Annotated in this window: 23 protein-coding genes and 1 tRNA gene; 4 read left to right on the top strand and 20 right to left on the bottom strand. The window is 60.9% G+C overall.

Translation table 11 applies throughout. The features are described 5' to 3' along the window. Positions 1-41: 41 nt before the first annotated feature. The 4 genes from ACJ8HN_RS00650 to prmB all read right to left on the bottom strand — a co-directional run bounded on the left by ACJ8HN_RS00650 (position 42) and on the right by prmB (position 3,768). Complete coding sequence (locus ACJ8HN_RS00650) at positions 42-848, bottom strand: sulfite exporter TauE/SafE family protein (RefSeq protein ID WP_033635385.1); 807 nt, start codon at positions 846-848, stop codon at positions 42-44. Positions 849-851: 3 nt separating this feature from the next. Then, the gene (gene mepA, locus ACJ8HN_RS00645) at positions 852-1,679 is read right to left on the bottom strand and encodes a penicillin-insensitive murein endopeptidase (protein ID WP_442522933.1); all 828 of its coding nucleotides are present in this window, start codon (positions 1,677-1,679) and stop codon (positions 852-854) included. A gap of 5 nt (positions 1,680-1,684) precedes the next feature. Further along, positions 1,685-2,770, bottom strand: a complete 1,086-nt coding sequence (gene aroC, locus ACJ8HN_RS00640) for a chorismate synthase (protein WP_442522932.1) — start codon at positions 2,768-2,770, stop codon at positions 1,685-1,687. 65 nt (positions 2,771-2,835) lie between these two features. Further along, entirely contained in the window at positions 2,836-3,768 is a 933-nt protein-coding gene (gene prmB / locus ACJ8HN_RS00635; protein ID WP_028127753.1) for a 50S ribosomal protein L3 N(5)-glutamine methyltransferase, read from the bottom strand. A 170-nt stretch (positions 3,769-3,938) separates the two neighbouring features. Between prmB and smrB the strand changes: the two genes are divergently transcribed. Then, positions 3,939-4,469, top strand: a complete 531-nt coding sequence (gene smrB, locus ACJ8HN_RS00630; protein WP_033635388.1) for an endonuclease SmrB — start codon at positions 3,939-3,941, stop codon at positions 4,467-4,469. A gap of 71 nt (positions 4,470-4,540) precedes the next feature. Here smrB and sixA read toward each other — a convergent pair whose 3' ends face one another. The 4 genes from sixA to ACJ8HN_RS00610 form a co-directional block, all read right to left on the bottom strand. After that, positions 4,541-5,023 carry a phosphohistidine phosphatase SixA gene (gene sixA / locus ACJ8HN_RS00625; RefSeq protein ID WP_004936230.1) on the bottom strand — a complete coding sequence of 161 codons (483 nt, stop codon included), beginning with the start codon at positions 5,021-5,023 and terminating at the stop codon, positions 4,541-4,543. Between the two features lie 388 nt (positions 5,024-5,411). Next, on the bottom strand, positions 5,412-7,577 hold the full coding sequence (gene fadJ, locus ACJ8HN_RS00620) for a fatty acid oxidation complex subunit alpha FadJ (RefSeq protein WP_442523536.1): 2,166 nt from the start codon (positions 7,575-7,577) through the stop codon (positions 5,412-5,414). Then, the gene (gene fadI, locus ACJ8HN_RS00615; RefSeq protein WP_033635391.1) at positions 7,577-8,887 is read right to left on the bottom strand and encodes an acetyl-CoA C-acyltransferase FadI; all 1,311 of its coding nucleotides are present in this window, start codon (positions 8,885-8,887) and stop codon (positions 7,577-7,579) included. The genes fadJ and fadI overlap by 1 nt, the downstream gene beginning before the upstream one ends. A gap of 194 nt (positions 8,888-9,081) precedes the next feature. Beyond that, complete coding sequence (locus ACJ8HN_RS00610; RefSeq protein ID WP_072145088.1) at positions 9,082-9,378, bottom strand: YfcZ/YiiS family protein; 297 nt, start codon at positions 9,376-9,378, stop codon at positions 9,082-9,084. 405 nt (positions 9,379-9,783) lie between these two features. Between ACJ8HN_RS00610 and fadL the strand changes: the two genes are divergently transcribed. Continuing rightward, entirely contained in the window at positions 9,784-11,106 is a 1,323-nt protein-coding gene (gene fadL / locus ACJ8HN_RS00605; RefSeq protein WP_033648086.1) for a long-chain fatty acid transporter FadL, read from the top strand. Between the two features lie 116 nt (positions 11,107-11,222). Here fadL and mlaA read toward each other — a convergent pair whose 3' ends face one another. The 10 genes from mlaA to ccmA all read right to left on the bottom strand — a co-directional run bounded on the left by mlaA (position 11,223) and on the right by ccmA (position 19,075). Beyond that, positions 11,223-11,981 (bottom strand): phospholipid-binding lipoprotein MlaA, encoded by a 759-nt coding sequence (gene mlaA / locus ACJ8HN_RS00600; protein ID WP_033635394.1) that lies wholly within the window; start codon positions 11,979-11,981, stop codon positions 11,223-11,225. A gap of 28 nt (positions 11,982-12,009) precedes the next feature. Further along, the gene (gene ccmI / locus ACJ8HN_RS00595) at positions 12,010-13,224 is read right to left on the bottom strand and encodes a c-type cytochrome biogenesis protein CcmI (protein WP_033653727.1); all 1,215 of its coding nucleotides are present in this window, start codon (positions 13,222-13,224) and stop codon (positions 12,010-12,012) included. Continuing rightward, positions 13,224-13,691 (bottom strand): cytochrome c-type biogenesis protein, encoded by a 468-nt coding sequence (locus tag ACJ8HN_RS00590; RefSeq protein WP_033648088.1) that lies wholly within the window; start codon positions 13,689-13,691, stop codon positions 13,224-13,226. The genes ccmI and ACJ8HN_RS00590 overlap by 1 nt, the downstream gene beginning before the upstream one ends. After that, positions 13,688-14,239, bottom strand: coding sequence for a DsbE family thiol:disulfide interchange protein (locus ACJ8HN_RS00585; RefSeq protein WP_015378623.1), 552 nt, complete (start codon positions 14,237-14,239; stop codon positions 13,688-13,690). Before ACJ8HN_RS00585 ends, ACJ8HN_RS00590 begins: the two co-directional genes overlap by 4 nt. Continuing rightward, positions 14,236-16,206 (bottom strand): heme lyase CcmF/NrfE family subunit, encoded by a 1,971-nt coding sequence (locus ACJ8HN_RS00580; protein ID WP_033648089.1) that lies wholly within the window; start codon positions 16,204-16,206, stop codon positions 14,236-14,238. The genes ACJ8HN_RS00585 and ACJ8HN_RS00580 overlap by 4 nt, the downstream gene beginning before the upstream one ends. Next, a complete protein-coding gene (ccmE, locus tag ACJ8HN_RS00575; protein ID WP_442522931.1) occupies positions 16,203-16,697 on the bottom strand; it encodes a cytochrome c maturation protein CcmE in 495 nt (164 codons plus the stop codon). Before ccmE ends, ACJ8HN_RS00580 begins: the two co-directional genes overlap by 4 nt. Next, positions 16,694-16,930, bottom strand: coding sequence for a heme exporter protein CcmD (gene ccmD, locus ACJ8HN_RS00570; RefSeq protein ID WP_004936267.1), 237 nt, complete (start codon positions 16,928-16,930; stop codon positions 16,694-16,696). Before ccmD ends, ccmE begins: the two co-directional genes overlap by 4 nt. After that, complete coding sequence (locus tag ACJ8HN_RS00565) at positions 16,927-17,664, bottom strand: heme ABC transporter permease (RefSeq protein ID WP_004936270.1); 738 nt, start codon at positions 17,662-17,664, stop codon at positions 16,927-16,929. Before ACJ8HN_RS00565 ends, ccmD begins: the two co-directional genes overlap by 4 nt. 119 nt (positions 17,665-17,783) lie before the next feature. After that, a complete protein-coding gene (gene ccmB, locus ACJ8HN_RS00560; RefSeq protein ID WP_025303731.1) occupies positions 17,784-18,443 on the bottom strand; it encodes a heme exporter protein CcmB in 660 nt (219 codons plus the stop codon). Continuing rightward, on the bottom strand, positions 18,443-19,075 hold the full coding sequence (ccmA, locus tag ACJ8HN_RS00555; protein ID WP_193146716.1) for a cytochrome c biogenesis heme-transporting ATPase CcmA: 633 nt from the start codon (positions 19,073-19,075) through the stop codon (positions 18,443-18,445). Before ccmA ends, ccmB begins: the two co-directional genes overlap by 1 nt. Positions 19,076-19,295: 220 nt before the next feature. On the opposite strand from ccmA, the gene ACJ8HN_RS00550 reads away from it, so the two are divergent. Together ACJ8HN_RS00550 and ACJ8HN_RS00545 are read left to right on the top strand one after the other, a co-directional pair. Beyond that, complete coding sequence (locus ACJ8HN_RS00550) at positions 19,296-20,222, top strand: formate/nitrite transporter family protein (RefSeq protein ID WP_033648092.1); 927 nt, start codon at positions 19,296-19,298, stop codon at positions 20,220-20,222. 129 nt (positions 20,223-20,351) lie between these two features. Next, positions 20,352-20,426: transfer RNA gene (locus ACJ8HN_RS00545), tRNA-Arg, on the top strand. Positions 20,427-20,520: 94 nt separating this feature from the next. On the opposite strand, the gene ACJ8HN_RS00540 is transcribed toward ACJ8HN_RS00545, so the two are convergent. Then, positions 20,521-21,795, bottom strand: a complete 1,275-nt coding sequence (locus ACJ8HN_RS00540) for a lactonase family protein (RefSeq protein WP_442522930.1) — start codon at positions 21,793-21,795, stop codon at positions 20,521-20,523. A gap of 20 nt (positions 21,796-21,815) precedes the next feature. Beyond that, positions 21,816-22,616, bottom strand: coding sequence for a helix-turn-helix domain-containing protein (locus tag ACJ8HN_RS00535; protein ID WP_033635401.1), 801 nt, complete (start codon positions 22,614-22,616; stop codon positions 21,816-21,818). Between the last annotated feature and the right edge of the window lies 1 nt (position 22,617).

Here is a 22,617-nt window from a genome sequence, read left to right as displayed (position 1 = left end):
CCGATAAGACAGGGCGCGTAAGCAGCGCCCTCTCTTCATCTTTAACCGTGCACCAGGGCGCTCAACCACTGCTGAATTTCCGCGCCGTGATTGTCGTACAGCAGCTTGAGGCTCATCACCAGCGAGACGATCACGATCATCGGCCGAATCAGCTTCTGCCCGCGGGTCAGCACCATGTGGGCGCCCAAACGCGCCCCCAGCACCTGCCCCACCAGCATCACCAGACCGATGCTCCACACCACCTTGCCGCCGATGATGAACAGCGCCAACCCGCCGACGTTGGAGGTGAAGTTAAGCACCTTGGCGTGCGCCGTGGACTTGGCAAGGTTGAAACCGCACAGCGTCACATAGGCCAGCGCGTAAAACGATCCGGCGCCGGGGCCGAAGAAGCCGTCGTAAAACCCGACGCAGCCACCGGCCACCAGCCCGAACGGCAAGGCGCCGAGACGGCGTTGACGATCTTCCTCACCCAGCCGCGGCATCAGCAGGAAGTAGAGGCCGATGCCGATCACCAGCAGCGGCAACATCTGCCGCAGCAAATCGGCGCGCATATGCTGCACCAGAATGGCGCCGGCGATCGAACCGATCAGCGTCAGAAAGATCGTCAGCTTCTGGTCGTTGAGGTTCACCGCCCGCCGACGAATAAAGTACAGGCTGGCGGAGAAGGAACCGCCGACCGACTGCAGTTTGTTGGTCGCCAGCGCCTGCGCCGGGGGAACCCCCACCGCCAGCAGAGCCGGCACCGTCAGCAGCCCGCCGCCGCCGGCGATGGAGTCGATAAACCCCGCCAGCAGCGCTACCGCAAACAACACCCCGAGCATCTCGGGGCCGATGACAAACCAGTCCATGTGTTATTCCGCTGAGAAATGGTGATCCAGCAATGCCTGACAGGTCGGCGGTAACGGCGGCGGCACCGGTTTACCCGGTTTGGCGTTCGGTTGATGCGGCACGAACCAGCTCGCCAGTTCGGCGCCGCAGCCGTCGCCCGGCGGCGGCGTATCCTGCTCTTTACATTCAAGGCTGCCCGCCGGGCAACGCAGGCGCACGTGCATGTGCGCGCGGTGACCGAACCACGGCCGCACCTTGTGCAGCCAGGCGCGATCGGCGCCGGCATCCAGACACAGACGCTGTTTGATGGCCGGATTGACGAAGATGCGCGTCACGTCCGCATCCTGCGCCGCCAGCTTGATCAGCGACTCGATCTGCGGCTGCCATTGGCGCACCACTACCTGCTTGCCGTCACTTGACACCAGATCGATAGGCTGCGGCTTCAGCAACTGCTGCGCGCTCCAGCGTTGACGCGGCAGTTGCAGCCAGATGTCGACGTCGAGCCCCGACTGGTGGCTGGCGTGGCCGCTGCTGAAGCGCCCGCCGGCCGGCATCGCCATATCGCCGATCAGCACCGTGCCCAGCGCTTTCTGATTCGCCTGGCTGCTGAGGCGCTGAATGAACGCCAACAGATCCGGGTGGCCGAAATAGCGGCGCTGGTCGGTACGCATCACCTGGTAGTTCGGTGAGTTCAGCGGCAACGGCTGGGCGCCGATAACGCAGCCGTTGGCGAAACCGCCCACCGCCTGCGGCGCGCCGGCCACCGGATGATCGATTTTCTGCCACGGCGTCAGCGCCATGGCGGAGGCGGAGGCCGTCAGGGCCACCAGGCCCAACATCCAGTTTTTCATGGCGATTACCAGCGCGGCACGTCGGAAACCACATCACCGTTTTGCGCACGCTGGCGCAGCAGGTGATCCATCAGCACGATCGCCATCATCGCTTCCGCGATCGGCACGGCGCGAATGCCCACACACGGATCGTGGCGGCCGCGGGTGACCATTTCCACCGCTTCGCCCTGGCGATTGATGGTGCGGCCCGGCACCATGATGCTGGAGGTCGGCTTCAGCGCCAGATGCGCCACCACCGGTTGGCCGCTGCTGATGCCGCCGAGAATGCCGCCGGCATGGTTGCTCTGGAAACCTTCCGGGGTGATTTCATCGCGGTTTTCGCTGCCGCGCTTGGTCACCACGGCAAACCCGTCGCCGATCTCCACGCCTTTCACTGCGTTGATGCTCATCAGCGCGTGCGCCAGATCGGCGTCGAGGCGGTCAAACACCGGCTCGCCCAGGCCAACCGGCACATTTTCAGCAATCACGCTGACCTTGGCGCCGATGGAGTCGCCCTCTTTTTTCAGCGCGCGCATCAGTTCGTCCAGCGCTTCCAGCTTGTCCGGATCCGGGCAGAAGAACGGATTCTGCTCAACCTGATCCCAATCTTTCAGCTCGCAGGTCACGTCGCCGATCTGCGCCAGATAGCCGCGCACCTGCACGCCGAACTTCTGCTGCAGGTATTTCTTGGCGATAGCGCCCGCCGCAACGCGCATGGCGGTTTCACGCGCCGAAGAGCGGCCGCCGCCGCGGTAATCGCGCAGGCCGTATTTCTGTTCGTAGGTGTAGTCGGCATGCCCCGGACGGAACACGTCTTTGATGGCGCTGTAGTCTTGCGAGCGCTGATCGGTGTTTTCAATGATCAGACCGATGCTGGTGCCGGTGGTCACGCCTTCGAATACGCCGGAGAGAATGCGCACCTGATCCGGTTCGCGACGCTGGGTGGTGTAACGCGAGGTGCCCGGACGACGGCGGTCCAGATCGTATTGCAAATCGGCTTCGGTGAGCGGAATGCCGGGCGGCACGCCGTCGACGATACAACCCAGCGCCACCCCGTGAGATTCACCGAAGGTGGTGACGCGGAAAATCTGCCCAATACTGTTTCCTGCCATCACGGCTCCTTACCGTTAGTCTTTTATCGTTATGAGGCCCGCCGTGCGGGCCTTGAAAATGCGGCTTAGCTGCGATAGAGGCTGAAGTGTTCCTTGCAATCCACCAGTTGCTGCTTGGTCAGCATGAACACGCCGTCACCGCCGTTTTCGAACTCCAGCCAGGTGAACGGAATATCCGGATATTGTTCCATCAGGTGTACCATGCTGTTGCCCACTTCACAAATCAGCACGCCGTCGTCGGTCAGGTAGTCCGGCGCGCAGGCCAGGATGCGGCGCACCAGCTTCAGGCCGTCGCTGCCCGCCGCCAGGCCCAGCTCCGGCTCAAAGCGGAACTCCTGCGGCAGATCGGACATGTCTTCCGCGTCGACGTACGGCGGGTTGGTGACGATCAGATCGTACTGGATCGCGGGAACGTCGCGGAACAGATCGGAACGGATCGGGATCACCTGGTGTTCGACGCCGTGCGCCTGAATGTTGCGCTCGGTCACCGCCAGCACCTCGCTGGAGATGTCCACCGCGTCCACTTCCGCTTCCGGGAAAGCGTAGCCGCAGGCGATGGCGATACAGCCGCTGCCGGTGCACATGTCGAGGATATGGCGCGGCGGGTGCGGGATCAGCGCGCTGAAGCGATCGTTGATCAGCTCGCCGATCGGCGAACGCGGCACCAGCACGCGCTCGTCGACGTAGAATTCCATGCCGCAGAACCAGGCCTTGTTGGTCAGGTAGGCGACCGGGATGCGCTCGTTGACGCGGCGGATCACACGCTCAACGATGCGATGGCGCTCGCTGGAGGTCAGACGGGCGGTGTGCATGTCCTCCGGAATGTCCAACGGCAGGAACAGGCTTGGCAGCACCAATTGCACCGCTTCGTCCCACGGATTATCGGTTCCGTGACCATAATAGATATTGGCGGCGTTGAAGCGGCTTACCGTCCAGCGCAGCATATCTTGAATGGTGTGCAGTTCGTTCACTGCTTCGTCGACGAAAATTTTGTCCAATTTGCCCTCCGGCAGGCGCTGTGTTTCATGATTTAGCCGCATAGTTTGCCATGAAGCCCGCGACAAATCACGCTTGCCCCTCGCGCTTTTCACTCTGGCCCGAGTTTTGCGTCGACAGCGCACATTCACAAGGTAAACTAGCGAAATAAACGATTTCCGGTGAATGAAGCATGAAGAACAAGCCCCCTCTGAGCCAAGACGAACAACAGCTCTTCAGAGAGTCGGTGGCGGGCGCGAAAAAGCTGCGCCAGGACACCATCGTCCACCGCCCGCCGAAGCCCAAGGTCAAACAGATTGCCCCGCAGCGGCTGCTGCAGGAGCAGGTCGATGCCAGCTATTATTTTTCAGATGAATACCAGCCGCAGCTGGAAGAAGAAGGCCCGACGCGCTACGTGCGCCCCGGCAGCAGCCCGTATGAGCTGAAGAAGCTGCGACGCGGCGATTACTCGCCGGAGCTGTTTCTCGATTTGCACGGCCTGACCCAGCTGCAGGCCAAGCAGGAGCTAGGGGCGCTGATCGCCGCCTGCAAACGCGAACACGTGCACTGCGCCTGCGTGATGCACGGGCACGGCAAGCACATTCTCAAACAGCAAACGCCGCTGTGGCTGGCGCAGCATCCCGACGTGCTGGCGTTTCATCAGGCGCCGAAGGAATGGGGCGGCAACGCCGCCATCCTGCTGTTGGTGGAGCTGGCCGAGTAGCCCCCGCCGCAGAAACGACTCAGGGCGATGTCAGACATCGCCCTGAGTTTATTCCGCACCGCATCCGCGGTTCACACTTTGGCCATCACCTGCGACGGGCTGACCTGCCATTCAAACTTGCCGTAGCTGCCGTCCGCCGGCAGATCGACGTTGGCAATCGCCGAGGTCGCGAACATCGGCGGGCACTCGCCCGGGCACAGTTCGGCCACCAGATAGCCCACCAGCGGCAGGTGCGACACGATCAGCACCGAGCTCACCCCTTGCATCGCCAGCGCCTGCAGATAGCTGCCGACCTGTTCGGCGTTGCCGCCCGGCGTCAGCTCGGGCAACACTTCTTCGCCCTCCGGTAGCGTCAAGGCTTCACGCACCGTCGCCAGCGTCTGTTCGGCCCGCAGATAGGGGCTGACCAGCACGCGTTCAATATCCACAGACTTGGTGTTCAACCAGGCCGCCATCTGACGGGACTCGTCGCGGCCGCACAGGGTAAGGGGCCTTACCGCATCGCTGGCTGCCTCGAGCGCCGCCTCTCCGTGACGCATAATCAAAACTTGCATATTGCACCGCTGTTGTTGACAAAGTAACGCTATACAGAAACGCCGTGCGTGCTGTACCGCCGAGTTTTACAACCCAAAGCCAAAGCTTTAAAACGATAACGCGCCGTCTCTTTATGGCGGCCGGGCATTTTGCCTGAAAGTTTGCCTAAAGAAAACGCTGTTTTTTACAGCAATCCTCCCCGGGCAAACCTCGATTGCTCACAGAACAATCAATTCAACGGGTTAAATTTTAACCTTTCCGCCATGAAATTTATTGATGGCGGTCAAGCTAACTTACCGCTGCCGCAGCCTCGCTGTACAGCCTCACCGGCTGACGCTGTCGCAAGGAGTGATGGCGATCACAACGCGGCCCTGTTGCAACTATAGTGCAAATCGGGCCGCCCTGCGTTCAGCTCCCCAGCGGGTAAAAGCGCTCGCCCTGCTGCGCCATGCGCTGCAGGCGTTCGCACGGGGCGAAATGCTCGCCGTGCTGCTGACGCAGGTAGTCCAGCGTCTTCACCACTTTCTCGGCGCCAAGCTCGTCCATATAGCGGAACGGGCCGCCGAGGAACGGCGGGAAGCCGATGCCGAACACCGCGCCGATGTCGCCGTCGCGCGCGCTGCGGATCACGCCTTCGTCCAGGCAGCGTGCCGCTTCGTTCAGCATCATCATCACGCAGCGCTGAGCGACGCTCGCCGGTAGCATGTGCGCCTTCGGCGTGACGCCGAGCAGCGTATACAATGAGGTATCCGCACGTTTGCGCCGCTGCCGCTGCTGCCCTTCGCTCGGGTAGAGATAGAAGCCCCGGCCGTTCTTGCGCCCTTTGCGCCCGTCTTTCAGCACCGCATCGAACGCGGCAGGCGCGGCGAAGCGCGGCCCCAGCGCCTCGACCAGCACGGGAATGATCTTGGTGCCGACGTCGATGCCCACTTCGTCCAGCAGGGTGATCGGGCCGACCGGGAAACCGAAGTCCACCAGCGCCTTGTCCAGCGACTCAATCGGCTCGCCTTCCAGCAGGCAGCGCGCCGCTTCGTTGATGTACGGCGCCAGGATGCGGTTGACATAAAAACCGGCGCTGTCACCCACCACGATGGCGGTTTTGCCCTGCTTGTGCGCCAGCGCCACGGTGGTGGCGATGGTCTCTTCGCTGGTGCCGGCGTGCGGGATCACTTCCACCAGCGGCATCTTGTCCACCGGGCTGAAGTAGTGCAGGCCGATCACCTGCTGCGGCCGCTGGGCCTGTTCGGCGATGCGGCCGATAGGCAGCGAGGAAGTATTGGAGGCGAACACGGTATGCGGCGCGCAGTTGGCTTCTACCTCGGCCACCATCTGCTGCTTCAGCGCCAGATCTTCGAACACCGCCTCGACCACGATATCCACCTGTTCAAAGCCGGTGTAATCGGTAGAGCCGGAGATCAGCATCATCTGCTTTTGCCGTTCCGCCGGGCGCATGCGCTTGCGGCGCACCCGCTTGCCGAGCACGTCCCAGCTGTATTTCAGCGCATGGTTGATACCGGTTTCATTGATGTCTTTGATGCGAACCGGCAATCCGCCGCGGGTGGCGGTGACGCAGGCGATGCCGCCGCCCATCAGGCCGCCGCCGAGAATGCCGACGCGATGCAGGGCGTGCGGCTGGGCATTGCCGCCCCGCTCCTTTTTCAGCGCGGTGGAAGCGAAGAACAGGCTGCGCAGCGCCGCCGACTGCGGCGTCATCGCCAGCTCGCCAAAGGCGCGCGCTTCAGCCTCATAGCCGCTGGCGCTGCCGTGATCCAGCCCGGTGCGCACCACCTGAATGATGCGCTCCGCCGCCGGGTAGTTGCCGTGGGTTTTCGCCAACGTTTTCTTGCGCACGATGCTGAACAGCAGACTTCTGCCCAGCGGGCCGTTGAGCAGGCGATCCTGCCACGGCAGCTCGCGCTGATGCTTCCAGCCCTGCTTCACCCGCTCGATGGCGGTCTGCAACAGAATCGACTGCGGCACGGCGTCGTCCACCAACCCCATGCGCAGCGCCTGGCGGGCGCGAATGTGCTTGCCGGTCAGGATCATGTCCAGCGCCTTGGCGGCGCCAACCAGGCGCGGCAGGCGCTGCGTGCCGCCGGAGCCCGGCAGCAGGCCCAGCTGCACTTCCGGCAGCCCGAGCGCGGTTTTGTCATCCAATGAACAGACGCGGCCGTGGCAGGCCAGCGCCAGCTCCAGGCCACCGCCCAGGCAGGCGCCGTGAATGGCCGCCACTACCGGCACCGGGAACGCGGCGATCTGCGCCAGCGTGCTCTGCCCTTTCCTGGCCAGCGTTTCCGCCTCTTTGGCGCTGGTGCAGGCGGCAATCATAGTGATGTCGGCGCCGGCGATAAACGAGTCCGGCTTGCCGGAAACGATCACCAGCCCTTCCAGCGCGCTATGCTGCTGCGCCCGGATCAGCACGTCGTTGACCTGTTCGACGAACTCGGCCTTGAGCGTGTTCACCTTGTCGCCCGGCACGTCGATGGTGATCACGCCGATGTTGTCGGGGCGAATCGTCAGCTGAAAGGCCGACGGTTTGGCGCGCTGTTCATGCAATGCGTTTTCGAAGCTCATCATTCCACCTCCACGATCATCGCGGCCCCTAACCCGCCGGCGGCGCAGGCGGTGGTCAGGCCCAGCCCGCCGCCGCGGCGTTTCAGCTCATGCAGCGTCTGGGTGATCATGCGCGCGCCGGTGGCGGCGAACGGGTGGCCATAGGCGATGGAACCGCCCAAGACGTTGAATTTGTCCATGTCCACTTCGCCGATCGCCTGGCTGCGGCCAAGCTTCTCGCGGGCGAACTCTTCGCTGGCGAACATCTTCAGGTTGGCCAGCGTTTGCGCAGCGAAGGCTTCATGCATGTCGATGAGCGTCAGATCGGCCAGACCGATGCCGGCGCGATCCAGCGCCAGCGGCGTAGCGTAGGAAGGCCCCAGCAGCATGTCTTCCCACACGTCGATGGCGGCGAAGGCGAAGCTGCGCAAATAGCCCAGCGGCTGCAGCCCCAGCTCTTTGGCACGCGACTCGCTCATCATCAGCACCGCCGCCGCGCCGTCGGTCAGCGGCGTGCTGTTGGCCGCGGTGACGCTGCCATGCTTGCGATCGAACGCCGGCTTCAGCTTGGCGTAGGAAGCCAGGCTGGAATCTTTACGGATGTTGTTGTCTTCAGAAAGCTGCGCGCGGTAAGGCGGCACATAGGCGGTCATCACCTCGTCGCGCAGCCACCCTTCCCGCCAGGCCTTGGCCGCCAGCTCGTGGGAACGGTGCGCCAGCGCATCCTGCGCCTCGCGGGTGATGCCGTGGCTCTTCGCCATCTGCTCGGCGGTATCGCCCATGCGCAGGCCGGTGGAATACTCCGCCACCGCCGGCGGCACCGGCATCAGATCGCGGAATTTCAGCCGGCTGAACAGTTTGAGGCGCTGCGACAGCGTGCGCGCTTTGTTGACGTCCACCAGCGTGCGCGCCAGCGCCTTGCTGACGCCGATCGGCAAGACGGAAGAAGAATCCGCCCCGCCGGCGATGCCAACGCTGATGCTGCCGGCCATGATGCTCTCCGCCACGTTGGCGATCGCCTGGAAGCTGGTGGCGCAGGCGCGCGACACGCTGTAGGCGTCGGTATGGACGCTCATGCCGGTGCCGAGCACGATTTCACGCGCGATGTTCGGCGCCTCGGGCATTTGCACCACCTGGCCGAACACCAGTTGTTCGATAAGCGCCGGATCGATGCCGCTGCGCGCCAACAGCTCGCTCACCGCCGTTTTCCCTAAATCCACCGCCGGAATGCCGTGATAGGCAGTCGCCTGTTTGGCAAAGGGGGTACGCAGTCCATTCACAATCGCAATGCGGTCACCATGACGGGTCACCAACGGCAGTGCCTTACTCATAAATGCTCCTGAAGAAAATAACGTCAGCGCAATGGGCAGAAAGAGGTCTGACCTGATGAGGTCATTGTTAACCAAACGGTTACATTTGGCAAACCGGCAGAGATCAAAACTGCGAGCAGGCGCACTTTCTATCGGGGGTGTGTGGGGAGAGCAATCCCCGGCACGCGGCAGGCGGCGCCGGGGTAAAACGGGGATTAACGCAGGCCGAGCTGGAAGATCAGGGTTTCCGCCTGGCAGGCGAAGGTAAAATCGGCCTCCAACTGCACGCCGCCGTCAACCGGTTTAATGCTACTGCTGATGTCACAAGGGTCGGATTCTACCGCGCGCGCCTTTTCGCTCAGGGCGGCCAGCATCGCCTCCGCATCTTGTTGATTGCTGAACACCTGGCTGTAGGACGCGGTGCAATCGGTGTTATCCATCACGGTGCCGACATCCACACAGCAACACGCGGCGGTTTCCTGGGCGCTGCATTTATTAATTGCATCTGACATGATTGGTTCTCCTCAAAGGCCTCGGTTATCAGCCCAAATTGCCGTTTTACTCACCGGCACAAAGCTACAAAATTCTGCAGGTATTTTACGCTCCCACGCCGGCAATCACTAGCACTTACTTTTAATGGGTGTTTTAAGTGATGGAAATCACAAATAAAAATGAGCGCCTGCTAAGAAATGGTAAGAATTTTGTTATTTACCGCTGGCGTTTTGTTAAGCAGATCTCTTTTTTGATATCAGGTTGGAAATATTTCAAAAACAAACTTGCAACATTTTCACAGGTCAGACCTATACTTCAGCCACTGGTCTGATTTGTCTGAACGATAACGGACCCTACAATCCCGCGCTCCTTGTTACCTCGTGTAACAATAGTTTAAATAATAAACACATAATGAGGTTTTGGTCATGAGCCAGAAAAACCTATTGACTAAATCAGCTCTCGCAGCTGCAGTGGCAATTATCTCTTCAAACGTGTCTGCCGCAGGATTCCAGCTGAATGAGTTCTCATCAGCTGGTTTAGGACGTTCGTATTCTGGCGAAGGCGCCATGGCGGATACGGCGGCCTCCGCAAGCCGCAACCCGGCGTTGCTGATGATGTATACCCGCCCGGAACTTTCTTTCGGCGCGGTCTTCATCGACCCGGACGTTGACATTACCGGTCAATCCCCTTCCGGCGCCAGTTTGGATTCGAAAAACATCGCGCCGACCGCCTGGGTGCCGAACCTGCATTATGTTCACCCGATTAACGATCAGTTCGCCGTAGGCGGCTCGGTCACCAGCAACTACGGTCTGGCGACCGAATTCAACGACGGCTATACCGCCGGCGCTTACGGCGGCAAGACCGATCTGACCACCCTCAACCTGAACCTCAGCGGCGCATACCGTCTGAATCAACACTTCAGCTTCGGTCTGGGCTTCGATGCGGTGTACGCCAAAGCCAAACTGGAACGTTACGCCGGTGAATTGCCGAAGCTCATCGCCGGTTCCGGCCAATTACCGCCGCAGCTAGCCGGCCCTGTTTCGCAGATCCCGGCAGATACCCAGATTTCGCACCTGAAAGGCGACGAATGGGGCTTCGGTTGGAACGCCGGTATTCTGTACGAAGTGGATGAAAACAACCGTTACGGCCTCACCTACCGCTCTGAAGTGAAAATCGACTTCGACGGCGACTACAAGAGCAGCCTGCCTTCAGCCTTCAACCCGCTGCTGGCCTCTCAAGGTCTTCCGTGGGGCACCAACGGCAACACCATTCCGGGTTCTCTGAGCCTGCACCTGCCGGAAATGTGGGAGCTGTCTGGTTACAACAAAGTGGCGCCGCAGTGGGCCATTCACTACAGCCTGGCCTACACCAGCTGGAGCCAGTTCCAGGAGCTGAGAGCCACCGGCAACAACGGCCAAACGCTGTTCGAGAAGCATGAAGGCTTCAAAGACGCTTACCGCATCGCGCTGGGTACCACCTACTTCTACGACGACAACTGGACCTTCCGTACCGGTATCGCCTTCGATGACAGCCCAGTGCCAGCACAGAACCGTTCGATTTCCATTCCGGATCAGGATCGCTTCTGGCTGAGTGCCGGTACCACCTATGCGTTCAACAAAGACGCGTCGGTCGACGTCGGCGTTTCCTACATGCACGGCCAGAAAGTCACCATCAAAGAAGGCCCTTACACCTTCAACTCTGAAGGTAAAGCCTGGCTGTACGGCGCCAACTTCAACTACCGCTTCTAATCTCGCCTGAGATGGATGCCAAAGCGCCCCGCGGGGCGCTTTTTCTTTGCCTGCCGCGTGCCGCCGGCATAAAAAACCCGCCTGCCGGCGGGTTTTCATTGGCGTGACGCCCGTGATTACTGCGAGTCGATCTCGTCCAGTTCGCCCTGAATCGCCTTGGCGTTCGGGTTCTCTTCCGGCTTGAGCGAGCCGCCGTTGGCGATGAAGTCGTGGCGCTGGAAGTAAGCTTCGCGCACCATGATGTAAGGATCGGAGGAGTTGCGCAGCAGGCCGTCGGAATCCAGCAACTGGGCGCGGGTTTCGATCCCCTCGACCACCCATTTGCCCGCCGACATCCAGAAGGTAAGGTAGCTCAGCATCGGATACAGCGTATCCGCAAAGTCGCCGCCGTCTTCACGCAGGGTGAAGCTGCCGTAGCCCGGCAGCATCACGTACGGGCCGTAACCCACATCGTAATGCCCCAACGTGCTGCCGAAGCGGTTCGGCTCTTCGCGCGCCAGTTTCGGGTTGGCCATGCCGGCCACGTCGATCAGGCCGCCCATCCCGAGCAGGGTGTTCAGGAAGAAGCGGTTGAAGTGAATCATCCCGCGGTAAGGGTCGCCCTTGAGGAAGGCGTTGACCATGCTGGCCGGCTCTTCCAGGTTGGAGGTGAAGTTGCTGATGCCGTTACGCGCCGGCATCGGCACGTAGTCACGCCAGGCCACCGCGACCGGACGCAGGATATAGGGATCCAGGACGTTGTAGTTGAAGTCGAACATCGTCCGGTTGAATCCTTCCAGAGGATCGGAACGCCCTTGCGGATCGTTGTCTGGCGCGCTGGCACAGCCCACCAGTAATACCGTTGCGAATGCCACCCCAGTCAGGCGAAAGTTCATATTTTTCTCCATAAAAACACGTTCGGTCTTATTTTTCAGTGACCTGCTTGTTTATCTGAACGCTAACCTGCTCTTTACCGCTGAATGTCTGCAGCGAGCTTTCGCCGAACCAGTCCCCCGGCTGCGGCGTGGCCAATCCGTCCTGTGAGAGGCGCACACGCACCTGCACCTGATGCTGCGCCGAGAGCAGACGCTCGGGCATCATGGCGTTGCCGTCATCCAGTGAGAAAGACAGCGGAAAACGGCTCAGCGGCAATTGTTTTACCGCCACCGGCACCGGGCTGACGCCGTCAGTGACCGAAATGACCAGCGTCCCCTGCGGCGGCAAGGCTTTCGCCGCCTGCGGTGACAGCGAAACGGTCACATTCAGTTTAACATTTTCTCCGCCTGCCTGGGCTTTTGCTTGTGCAATGCTGCGCTTTATCACTTCCGCGCGCGGATCGTTGGCCGGCAGCAGCTGCAGCATCACCTGCCAGGCACCGATCGCCTGCTTGAAATCGCCCTGTTCGAAGGCATTGAACGCCAACAGGCTCAGCACCCGCGGATCGCCGTGGTTTTCCGCGATCATGCGCCGCAGCAGCTGCGTCGCCTGCTTGTTATCCTCCGGATCGTTGGAGCGCGTCAAGACCTCGGCATAGCCGAGCCGCACTTCCAGACTATTCGGATCCAATTGATAAGCATGGGCAAACGCCTGCGTGGCGGTGGTGGCGTTGTTCAACGCCATGCCGACGCGCCCCAGCATCATCCAGTCGTTGATATTGCGATCGTCCTGCTGCAGCGCGGTGCGCAGCCCCAGCCCGAGGCGGGCGATCTCTTCCATGCTCAGCGGTTTGGCGCGCTCATTGGCAACGCGCTCGCGCAATTCCGGCATTTGCGCCTGCACCAGACGCCAGTCCAGCACCTGCGCCAATCCGCCGGTTTTCAGATAAAAGCCAACGGTCACCGCCAGCAATAACAGCACGCCCGGCACCAGCGCCCAACGATTGATCGGTTTCGCCTGCGCCGCTTGCTCGGCCGGGATGTCGTTCAACAGGTTCTGTTGCAGCTCTTTCACCAGCTCCGGGCGCTCGGCCACCACGCCCTGCTGCTCGTCCTGCTCCAGCTCGCTGAGACGATCCTGATAAAAAGCCTTGTTCAACGCATCGCGCGTGGCGGCGCTCTGCTTGCCGTGGCGCATTGCCGGCACCACCAGCAACGCGGCGGCGCCGGCCAGCAACACGCAAATAATCAGCCAAAAAGCCATTAGGGTTTCTTCCTGTCAGTCTCTTGCAACAGCGCCGCCAGGCGCTGCCGTTCCCGTTCGGAGAATGCATCGTCCACTGCCGCGTCGGGCCGGCGCCGGGCGCGCAGGATCACCACCGCCCCGCCGATCAGCACGAACAGCAGCGGGCCGATCCACAAGATCAACGTCGCCGGCGTTACCGGCGGCTCGTAGGTGACGAAATTGCCGTAGCGCGCCACCATGTAATCGATGATCTGCTGCTTGCTTTGCCCCTGCATCATCAGCTCGTACACCTTGGTGCGCATGTCGGCGGCGATAATGGCGTTGGAATCGGCAATGCTGTTGTTTTGACATTTCGGGCAGCGCAGCTGTTCGGTCAACTCGCGATACTGCTGCTCCTGCTCGACGGAGTTGAAGCGATAGGTATCGATCGCCGCAGCGGCGCTCCAGCTCAGCAGCGCGGCGCACAGCAGGACAATCAGCCTCATGCCTCACCTCCGTACTTTTTATACAGCGGCAGCACTTCCTGCTGCCAGACGCGCTCGTTCATGTCGCCGGCGTGGCGATAGCGAATAATCCCCTGGCCGTCGATGAGAAAGGTCTCCGGCGCGCCGTAGACCCCGAGATCCAACCCCAGCATGCCGTCGCCGTCGTACAGGCTGAGGGCGTAGGGATTGCCGAGGGAATTCAGCCAGGTCACCGCCTTGGCGCGATCGTCTTTATAGTTCAGGCCGACCACCCGCACGCCGCGCGCCGCCAGCGTGTTGAGATACTGGTGTTCCGCGCGGCAGGTCGGGCACCAGGTGGCCCAGACGTTGAGCAATATCGGCTTGCCGTCGCGCAGCACCGCCTGATCGTAGGTTTTGCCGGGCTGATCCAGCGATTCCAGCCTGAAGGTCGGCACCGGCTTGCCGATCAGCGCCGATTCCAGCATGGTCGGATCTTCGCCGCCGGCGTTGCGCGTCAGCTGCACCATCAGCGCCGCCACCAGCAGCAGGAAGAGGACCAACGGGATAAACAGCAGCTTGCGCTTCATGGTTGCGTCTCCAGCTTGCCTTCGCGCTTGAGTTTTTTGCTCATGCGGTAACGCGGGTCGAGGATGCACAGCAGGCCGCCGATCGCCATAAAGACGCCGCCGAACCAAATCCAGCGCACAAAGGGTTTGTAATACAGGCGCACCGCCCAGGAGCCGTCCTCCAGCTCCTCGCCCAGCGCCGCGTACAGATCGCGGCTGAAACCGCCGTCGATCGCCGCCTCGGTCATCATGCTGCGCGCCACGCTGTAGTAGCGTTTCTCCGCGCGCAGCGTCGCCTCCGGCTTGCCGTTGCGCGTGACGTCGATGATGCCGACGCCGCCGCTGTAGTTCGGGCCGCGAATGTCGTGCACGTCGCGGAACACGAAGTGATAGTTGTGGATATCCACGCTGTCGCCGGCCTTCATCCGCACGTCGCGCTCCACGCTGTAGTTCTGGCTGAAGGCGATGCCGATCACCGTCACCGCCACGCCGAGGTGGCCGAGCACCATGCCCCAGTGGCTGCGGGACAGCTGCCGCAGGCCGCGCCAGAAACCGTGACGGTGGGTGGCACGCTCATGCAGTTCCATCAGCGTCAGGATGATCACCCACAGCGCCATGATCAGGCCCACCACCGTCATGCCGGCGATGCTGTCCTGCAGCAGCCACGGCAGCAGAATCGACAGCGCCAGCGTCGCCAACAGCGCCACGCCGAGGCGGCGCCACAGCTTGCTCGGCTCATCGCGGCGCCAGCGCACCAGCGGGCCGATGCCCAACAGCAGCGCCAACGGCGCCATCAGCCAGGTGAACATGGTGTTGAAGAACGGCTCGCCGATCGAGATGCTGCCCAGCCCCAGCTGTTTGTGCACCAGCGGCAGCAGCGTGCCCAACAGCACCACCAGCATGGCGGCGATCAGCAGCACGTTGTTGCCCAGCAGGAAGGTCTCGCGCGAGAAGGTCTCGTGCTGCACCCGGCTGCGCACCTGGCCGCCCTTGACCGCGTACAGCAGCAGCGAACCGCCGATCACGATCACCAGATAGGCGAGGATAAACATGCCGCGCGCCGGATCGGAGGCGAAGGAGTGCACCGAGACCAGCACGCCGGAACGCACCAGGAAGGTGCCCAGCAGGCACAGCGAAAAGGCGGTGATCGCCAGCAGCACCGTCCAGGCTTTGAACGTGCCGCGTTTTTCGGTCACCGCCAGCGAATGCATCAGCGCAGTGCCGGCCAACCACGGCATAAAGGAGGCGTTTTCCACCGGATCCCAGAACCACCAGCCGCCCCAGCCCAGCTCATAGTAGGCCCAGGCCGATCCGAGCACGATGCCCAGCGTGAGAAACACCCAAGCGGCGGTGGTCCACGGGCGCGACCAGCGCGCCCAGGCGGTGTCGAGCCGGCCGGCCATCAGCGAGGCGATGGCGAAGGCGAAGGCGACCGAGAAGCCGACATAGCCCATATACAGCAGCGGCGGGTGGAAGATCAGGCCGATATCCTGTAGCAGCGGGTTGAGATCGCTGCCGTCGATCGGGAAATTCGGCAGCGTGCGGGTGAACGGATTGGAGGTCATGATGATGAACAGCAGGAAACCGGCGGTGATCATCCCCATCACCGACAGCACCCGCGCCACCGCATCCTGCGGCATCGCCCGACTGCACAACGCCACCGCCAGCGACCAGCAGCTCAGCAGCAGCACCCACAGCAGCAGCGAACCTTCATGCGCCCCCCAGGTGGCGGCGATGCGGTAATACACCGGCAGTTGGGTATTGGAGTTGGTGGCCACGTAGGCGACGGTAAAATCGTTGACCACGAAGGCGTGCACCAGGCACAGGAACGCCAGCGCAATCGCGGCGAACATGCCGTAGGTCAGCGGCCGGGCCACCGCCATCATGCGGCTGTCCTGCCGCGCCGCGCCCCACTGCGGGTAAATGCTCAGCAGCAGCGCGATCGCCAGCGCCAGGCACAGCAGAAAACTGCCCAGTTCCGGCATCATGACTTGGCGCCCTCCGCCTGCGGCGCGTTATACGCTTCCGCCGGGCCTTCGTGGTTCTCTTTCATCGCGTCGGCCACTTCCGGCGGGGTGTATTTCTCGTCGTGTTTGGCCAGCACTTCGCGCGCGTTGACCACGTTGCCCTCACCCAACACCCCCTGCGCCACCACGCCCTGCCCTTCGCGGAACAGGTCCGGCAGAATACCGGTGTAGGTCACGCCGATCGCGCCGCGCGCGTCGTAAATCTTGAAGCTGACCTGCAGCGTATTGGGATCGCGTTTCACCGAGCCCGGCATCACCATGCCGCCGATGCGCAGCCGCTGGCCGACCTCGGGCTTCTCATGATTCTCGCCCTTGCCCTGCAAAATTTCACCCGGGGTATAGAACAGATCGATATTGGAGCGCAGCGCGTACAGCATCAGGGTCGCGGTCAGCGCGATGCCGATCAGCACAATGATCGCCAGATAAAGGCGGCTTTTACGACGTGGATTCACAATGATTTCTCCCGCGGTGCGGCGGATTTTTGTTTTGATTGTTGCGCATGGCGAATGCGCCGCTCGCGCGCCTGACGGCGGCCGATCTCGGCGAGCAGCTGGCGCCGTTGCCAGACGGTGTGCGCCACCAGCCCCAACAGCGAAATCAGCGTGGCGGCGACCGCCAGCCAGACATAGAAGGCGTAACCGCCCATGGCGAAAAACGCCGACCAGGAATCGAATGCGGCATTCATGACTGACGCTCCTTATTCACCAGCCCGGCGACCCACGGGCGCTGGCGTTCCTGGAACAGGATCAGATTGCGCAGGCGCATCAGCGTCAGCGTGACGAACAGCAGCAGGTAGCCGAGGATCGCCCAGCGCAGCGGGGTGCGCATGCTGGGCGCGATGGACTGCTGCATGTTGGTCGAGCCCTGATGCAGCGTATTCCACCATTCGACCGAGAAATGGATGATCGGGATATTCACCACACCCACCAGCACCAGAATCCCGGCGGCGCGGCCCGCCAGACGGCGGTCTTCAAAGGCGTTGTACAGCGCGATGACGCCCATATAGAGGAACAGCAGCACCAGCTCGGAGGTCAGACGCGCATCCCACACCCACCAGGTGCCCCACATCGGCTTGCCCCAGGCGGAGCCGGTCACCAGCGCGATAAAGGTGAACACCGCGCCGATCGGCGCCATCGCCGCCACCACGGTATCGGACATTTTCATCTGCCACACCAGGCCGATAAACGCCGCCACCGCCATCGAGGCGTAGATGCCCATCGACCACATGGCCGCCGGCACGTGAATATAAATGATGCGGAAGCTGTCGCCCTGCTGATAATCCTTCGGCGCGAAACCAAAGCCCCATGCCCAGCCAAGCAGCAGGCAGGCCGCCGCCGCCAGCCCCAGCCAGGGAATAAAGCGGCCGCAGACGTGATACAGCCGTTCAGGCCGCGCCAGTTGATGTAACCATTTCCACATTGTCGTCAGTGCTCACGGTAATTTTTATGCGTCGGCCGCCCCGAGGGTTCGAAACGGCGAAAATCTTCTGCGGGGTACGCTCTTGTCGGCCTTGCCCGTCTGTTCATTCAATACGTTAGCTAGTGTACGCTCACTCGCAGCGCCGCCGCGGTGGCAAACGGCGCCAAAGTCACGCTGCCCGCCAGCATCGCGCCGAGTATCGCCAGGTAACCGTCGATCGGCATGCCCATCGAAGCGGCGTCGATCGCCCCGGTGGCGAAGATCAGCACCGGAATATACAGCGGCAGCACCAGCAGGCTGAGCAGCACGCCCCCTTTGCGCAGGCCGACCGTCAACCCCACGCCGATAGCGCCGATCAGGCTCAGCGTCGGCGTGCCGAGCAGCAGCGTCCCCGCCACCGCCAGCCAGGTCTGCATATCGAGCGACAGCAGCAGCGCCACCAGCGGCGACAGGATCAGCAGCGGCAGACCCGTCACGACCCAGTGAGCACACACTTTGCCCAGCACCGTCATCGGCAGCGGCGTCGGCAGCAGCAACAGCTGCTCCAGCGAGCCATCGAGGAAATCATCGCGAAACAGCCGCTCCAGCGACAGCAGCGAGGCCAGCAGCGCCGCCACCCACACGATGCCCGGCGCAATGCGCGCCAGCAGCTGCGGCTCCGGGCCAATCCCCAACGGGAACAGCGTGATCACTATCAGGAAAAACCACAGCGGGTTGACGATCTCCGAGCCTTTACGGCAGGCGATCTTCAGTTCGCGGCGCACCAGGGTCAAAAACATCACAAACTCCCCGCGTCGTGTTCCGCCAAACGAACTTTGCCCACCGTTTGGCCGACGCCGGCCAAATCCTGATGGGTGGTCAACAATACCATGCCGCCCCGCTGCGCATGTTGTTCAAAAAGGCTAATCAACTCGGCCACGCCCTGTTTGTCGATCGCCGTCAGCGGTTCATCGAGGATCCACAGCGGCGCCGCGCTGAGCCACAGCCGCGCCAGCGCCACGCGCCGCTGCTGCCCGGCGGAAAGCTGCGCCACCGGCAGATCTTCGTAACCCACCAGCCCCACCTGCTCCAGCGCGCGCCAGATGGCCTGATGCTCGGCCACGCCGCGCACCGCTTGATAAAACTGCAGATTTTCGAAGGGCGTCAATACGGCTTTGATACCGGGCTGATGGCCGATAAACAGCAAATCTTGCTGGTAATTCGCGCGATCGCGCAGCGTGTTGCGCCCGCGCCAGCACACCTCGCCGCCGTCCGGCCGCGCCAGGCCGGCGAGAATGCGCAGTAAACTGGTCTTGCCCGCGCCGTTCGGCCCTTCTACCTGAATGATATCGCCCGGCTGAACTGAAAAGCTTAGCTCGCTAAACAGGATGCGCTCATCGCGCACGCAACTCAGACTTTTGGCTTCCAGCATCGGGGAACTCATATTTTTCTTTGGGATAGCGAATCATAGCATAAGCCTTTCCCCGCACGCAGCCCGCGGCGGGCGCGCCTACGGGCCAATATGGCGAGCAGGATCAAGAATGCGTGGAAAAAATCGGCGGATTTTAACTCTTGTTACCTTTTTCTGTATTTCGCCGCATTTAACTACGCTTAATGACGTGAACTCACCCTTATGAAGCAGGAGCGACAGCATGAACGAACAGCGACGCCAGGAGCACGAGCCGGATGAGACGATGCAGGTAGAGAGCAAAGAACAGGAACAGGGCAAGCGCGAAATCGAAGTCAGGGAAGAAAATCTGCCGTCGCGCGCGGCGGCGGTGCATGAACAGATCCGGATGGAAGGCGAAAAAGAGCTGGAGCGCGACTGGCTGGCATTGCTGTGGTCGGCGATCGCCGCCGGGCTGTCGATGGGCGCCTCGCTGGCGGCAAAGGGTATTTTCCACGCCCGCCTGCCGGACGATCCCAGCCGCTTTTTCATCGAGAACCTCGGCTACACCTTCGGTTTCATCATTGTCATCATGGCGCGCCAGCAGCTGTTTACCGAAAATACCGTCACGGCGGTATTGCCAATCATGCATAAACCCACGCCGCGCAACCTGCTGATCCTGCTGCGCCTGTGGGGCGTGGTGCTGCTCGGCAACCTGATCGGCACCGGGCTGGCGGCGCTGGCGTTTACCCATATGCCGCTGTTCGACGCCGAGACGCGCGGCGCCTTCATCAGCCTGGGCGAAGAGGTGATGCGCCATACGCCGGGAGAAATGTTCGCCAACGGCATCCTGGCCGGCTGGATCATCGCCACCATGGTGTGGATGTTCCCGGCCGCCGGCGCGGCGAAAATCTGGGTGATCGTGCTGATGACCTACCTGGTGGCGATTTGCGATCTGACCCATATCGTGGTCGGTTCGGTCGAGATCCTCTATCTGGCGTTCAACGGCGCGATTGAATGGCAAGAATTCATTTACCCGTTCGCCCTGCCGACGCTGGCGGGCAACATCATCGGCGGCACCTTTATCTTTGCGCTGATAAGCCACGCGCAGATCCGCAACGATTTGAGCGCCAAAAATCGGGCGGCGCGCCTGCAAGAGGAAAAACGGCGCCACGGCGGGGAAAAACCGTGATCGCCGTCGGTTAGCCGAGGAAATTTCGGCATGAACTGGCGAGGTATTGAGCAAACGCGCCGCTAAGCGCTTATTCTGCGGGTAAAAAAAGGTATAATGCCCCGGCAGCTTCGGTTGCCGGCCCGCAGCGTCCCCGTAGTTAAACGGATATAACAAGCCCCTCCTAAGGGCTAGTTACTGGTTCGATTCCAGTCGGGGACGCCATTCTTTCTCATCCAGCCATTCCCCGTCATCTGCACCCGCAATCCGCCCTTTTCCCCCGTTCAGATTCGATTTCCCCCGAGCGTTATGATGGGCATTAATTAAAAAACTTAATATCCGTCGGCGTTGAAATCGCCGCCGCTTCACCTCTGGCCTGCAATCCGCCCTTTTCATCATCGAAATCGAACAGCATAACGGTGTTGGTGAACACATTCGTGACATAGAGGTAGCGGCCGCCGCCATCGAAAGCGAGCGCACGCGGCTCAATGCCGCCGGCCTCATAGCGCGTTGGTGCGCCCGGCAGCCCATCCTCGCCAATTTTTAATACCAGCAGGTGGTTATCGGCACCGCGATTGGTGGCAATAAGATATCTGCCGCTCGGGCTGAGGATTATTGCCCCACCGCTTTTCGCCTCCGCTGAATCCTTCCCGCCGTTCAGTTTCACCTTCCCTTGCCGCGTCAATCGATGGTCGCTGACGGCAAACACCTCGATTTCACTCGCCATTTCAGTGATGACGTAGGCGTATTCCCCTTCTGGCGAGAACGCCATGTGCCGTGGGCCGGCGCCGGGTGCGAAGGCGACATCGCGCGAAGCATCCGCTTGCAAAGGCTGCGCGTTGTCCGAGCGATAGCGGTAGGCGCGCAGCTTGTCCCCGCCGAGATCCGCCGCGTACAGGTATTGGCCATCGCGGCTGAAGGTGGTGGAGTGCGCATGGCCCCCTTCCTGGCGCCCCTGCACGACGCCGGAGCCGGGCGTGAACGGAAAATGCTGCACCCGTTCCCCCAGTTTGCCGTCGCCGCCAATCGGTAATACCGTCACCCCCGCGCCGCCTTTGGCGACGGAGTAGTTGGCGACAAACAGAAACTTGCCATCCGGGCTGAGGGTGGCATGCGTCGGCTGCCGGCCCGCGCTGCTCACCGTATTCAGCACCCGCACGGCGCCGTCTTTGTCTATCGCCAAGGCAGTGACCGTTCCCGCGTTCTCCTCATTGGTGACATAGGCGAAACGGCCATCGCGAGATTTTACGATCCATGACGGGCTTTTCATTTTAATCACGTCGAGCAGCGTTAATGTGCCGTCGCCATTAACCGCCAGACGATAGAGGCCTTCACTGGGGTGCGCCGGTTTCTGCACCGCAGGCGCATCCGGAATATGGGTCCAGGTGCCGACTAACGCTATTTGCTGATGCTCCCGATTATTTGCCATCGCATTTCCTGAAAACATGAAAAGAGTTAATGCCAACGCGAATTGAATGGCCTGCCTGGCTAAACCGGCCACGCTCGCTCCGCCAGACACAGACAATGTCAAAGGTAGCATACGGCGCGCATAATGACGCTTATTCATCGAATCGGGGGATTTCTCTATACTCATGATGTTTCCTTTTCTCAACGCTACGCTACAGGAATAAGTATATCGACATTGACGACGCGACTGTGTAAATGCTCATGTCTATATAGTTCGATAAAAAAACTTTCTCTCACCTTGACATTGATAGCCGGCAGATAGGCGTCATAGATATCTGCAAAAAAATCAATGTACTCAGACAACTCACCCATAAAGGGGATGACAATATATTTCCCTCTGGGTATGTAGAAATTGAAGATAGAATGAAAAACCTCTTGCTCCTTACCGTTTGAATGCCATTTTCCCGCTCTGTTGTTTTCCGCACGATAAGCCTTCCCATGCTTGCTTAACCATTTCTCATTAGTCTGCGTAATGTCACCGGCATCTCTGTATTTCCTTATGGAGTGGAAGATCAATGCCTTGTACTGCTTTAACAGCTCGATATCATCCGGCATGACCGTGTGATAAAAATAGGGTTTCTTGTCAATGCCATACGGTGGGATCTGGGTGGAAAAATCCCATCCCCGGCTGTTCCTAAAGCTGTTGGGCGTTTCGCCAAAGAAACGTTTAAACGCCCGCGTGTAACATTGCTGAGAGGCAAAGCCCGATGCCAAGGCGACATCCAATATGTTCCCTTGATGTTGTTTAAGCAAGATTGCGGATCGGCTCAGTTTTCTGTTTCTGATATAAGTCCCTAACGTAATGCCAAAATAATGTTTAAACAGCCGCTGTAAATGCCATTTAGAGTAACCCGAGATAATAGACACTTTCTCAACGGAAAGTCCCTCTATAATATTCTTCTCCATATACTCTAACACCTGTAAAAGAATATCTTTTCGATAGTCCATG

It is taken from the genome of Serratia sp. CY29653, assembly GCF_052169255.1.
GTDB classification, from domain to species: Bacteria; Pseudomonadota; Gammaproteobacteria; order Enterobacterales; family Enterobacteriaceae; genus Serratia; species Serratia sarumanii.
The sequence above is the reverse complement of the archived record's forward strand: the minus strand, read 5'-3'. Positions and strand labels throughout refer to the sequence as shown.

Excerpts from the sequence above, each read along its gene's own strand:
- fadL (WP_033648086.1), top strand. The coding sequence starts at position 9,784 with ATGAGCCAGAAAAACCTATTGACTAAATCAGCTCTCGCAGCTGCAGTG.
- smrB (WP_033635388.1), top strand. The coding sequence starts at position 3,939 with ATGAAGAACAAGCCCCCTCTGAGCCAAGACGAACAACAGCTCTTCAGA.
- fadI (WP_033635391.1), bottom strand. The coding sequence starts at position 8,887 with ATGAGTAAGGCACTGCCGTTGGTGACCCGTCATGGTGACCGCATTGCG.
- mepA (WP_442522933.1), bottom strand. The coding sequence starts at position 1,679 with ATGAAAAACTGGATGTTGGGCCTGGTGGCCCTGACGGCCTCCGCCTCC.
- ccmB (WP_025303731.1), bottom strand. The coding sequence starts at position 18,443 with ATGTTTTTGACCCTGGTGCGCCGCGAACTGAAGATCGCCTGCCGTAAA.
- ACJ8HN_RS00650 (WP_033635385.1), bottom strand. The coding sequence starts at position 848 with ATGGACTGGTTTGTCATCGGCCCCGAGATGCTCGGGGTGTTGTTTGCG.
- mlaA (WP_033635394.1), bottom strand. The coding sequence starts at position 11,981 with ATGAACTTTCGCCTGACTGGGGTGGCATTCGCAACGGTATTACTGGTG.
- ACJ8HN_RS00540 (WP_442522930.1), bottom strand. The coding sequence starts at position 21,795 with ATGAGTATAGAGAAATCCCCCGATTCGATGAATAAGCGTCATTATGCG.
- fadJ (WP_442523536.1), bottom strand. The coding sequence starts at position 7,577 with ATGAGCTTCGAAAACGCATTGCATGAACAGCGCGCCAAACCGTCGGCC.
- ACJ8HN_RS00550 (WP_033648092.1), top strand. The coding sequence starts at position 19,296 with ATGAACGAACAGCGACGCCAGGAGCACGAGCCGGATGAGACGATGCAG.
- ACJ8HN_RS00580 (WP_033648089.1), bottom strand. The coding sequence starts at position 16,206 with ATGATGCCGGAACTGGGCAGTTTTCTGCTGTGCCTGGCGCTGGCGATC.
- sixA (WP_004936230.1), bottom strand. The coding sequence starts at position 5,023 with ATGCAAGTTTTGATTATGCGTCACGGAGAGGCGGCGCTCGAGGCAGCC.
- ACJ8HN_RS00585 (WP_015378623.1), bottom strand. The coding sequence starts at position 14,239 with ATGAAGCGCAAGCTGCTGTTTATCCCGTTGGTCCTCTTCCTGCTGCTG.
- ACJ8HN_RS00535 (WP_033635401.1), bottom strand. The coding sequence starts at position 22,616 with ATGGACTATCGAAAAGATATTCTTTTACAGGTGTTAGAGTATATGGAG.
- ccmD (WP_004936267.1), bottom strand. The coding sequence starts at position 16,930 with ATGAATGCCGCATTCGATTCCTGGTCGGCGTTTTTCGCCATGGGCGGT.
- ACJ8HN_RS00565 (WP_004936270.1), bottom strand. The coding sequence starts at position 17,664 with ATGTGGAAATGGTTACATCAACTGGCGCGGCCTGAACGGCTGTATCAC.
- ACJ8HN_RS00610 (WP_072145088.1), bottom strand. The coding sequence starts at position 9,378 with ATGTCAGATGCAATTAATAAATGCAGCGCCCAGGAAACCGCCGCGTGT.
- aroC (WP_442522932.1), bottom strand. The coding sequence starts at position 2,770 with ATGGCAGGAAACAGTATTGGGCAGATTTTCCGCGTCACCACCTTCGGT.
- ccmA (WP_193146716.1), bottom strand. The coding sequence starts at position 19,075 with ATGCTGGAAGCCAAAAGTCTGAGTTGCGTGCGCGATGAGCGCATCCTG.
- ACJ8HN_RS00590 (WP_033648088.1), bottom strand. The coding sequence starts at position 13,691 with ATGAGGCTGATTGTCCTGCTGTGCGCCGCGCTGCTGAGCTGGAGCGCC.
- ccmI (WP_033653727.1), bottom strand. The coding sequence starts at position 13,224 with ATGGCTTTTTGGCTGATTATTTGCGTGTTGCTGGCCGGCGCCGCCGCG.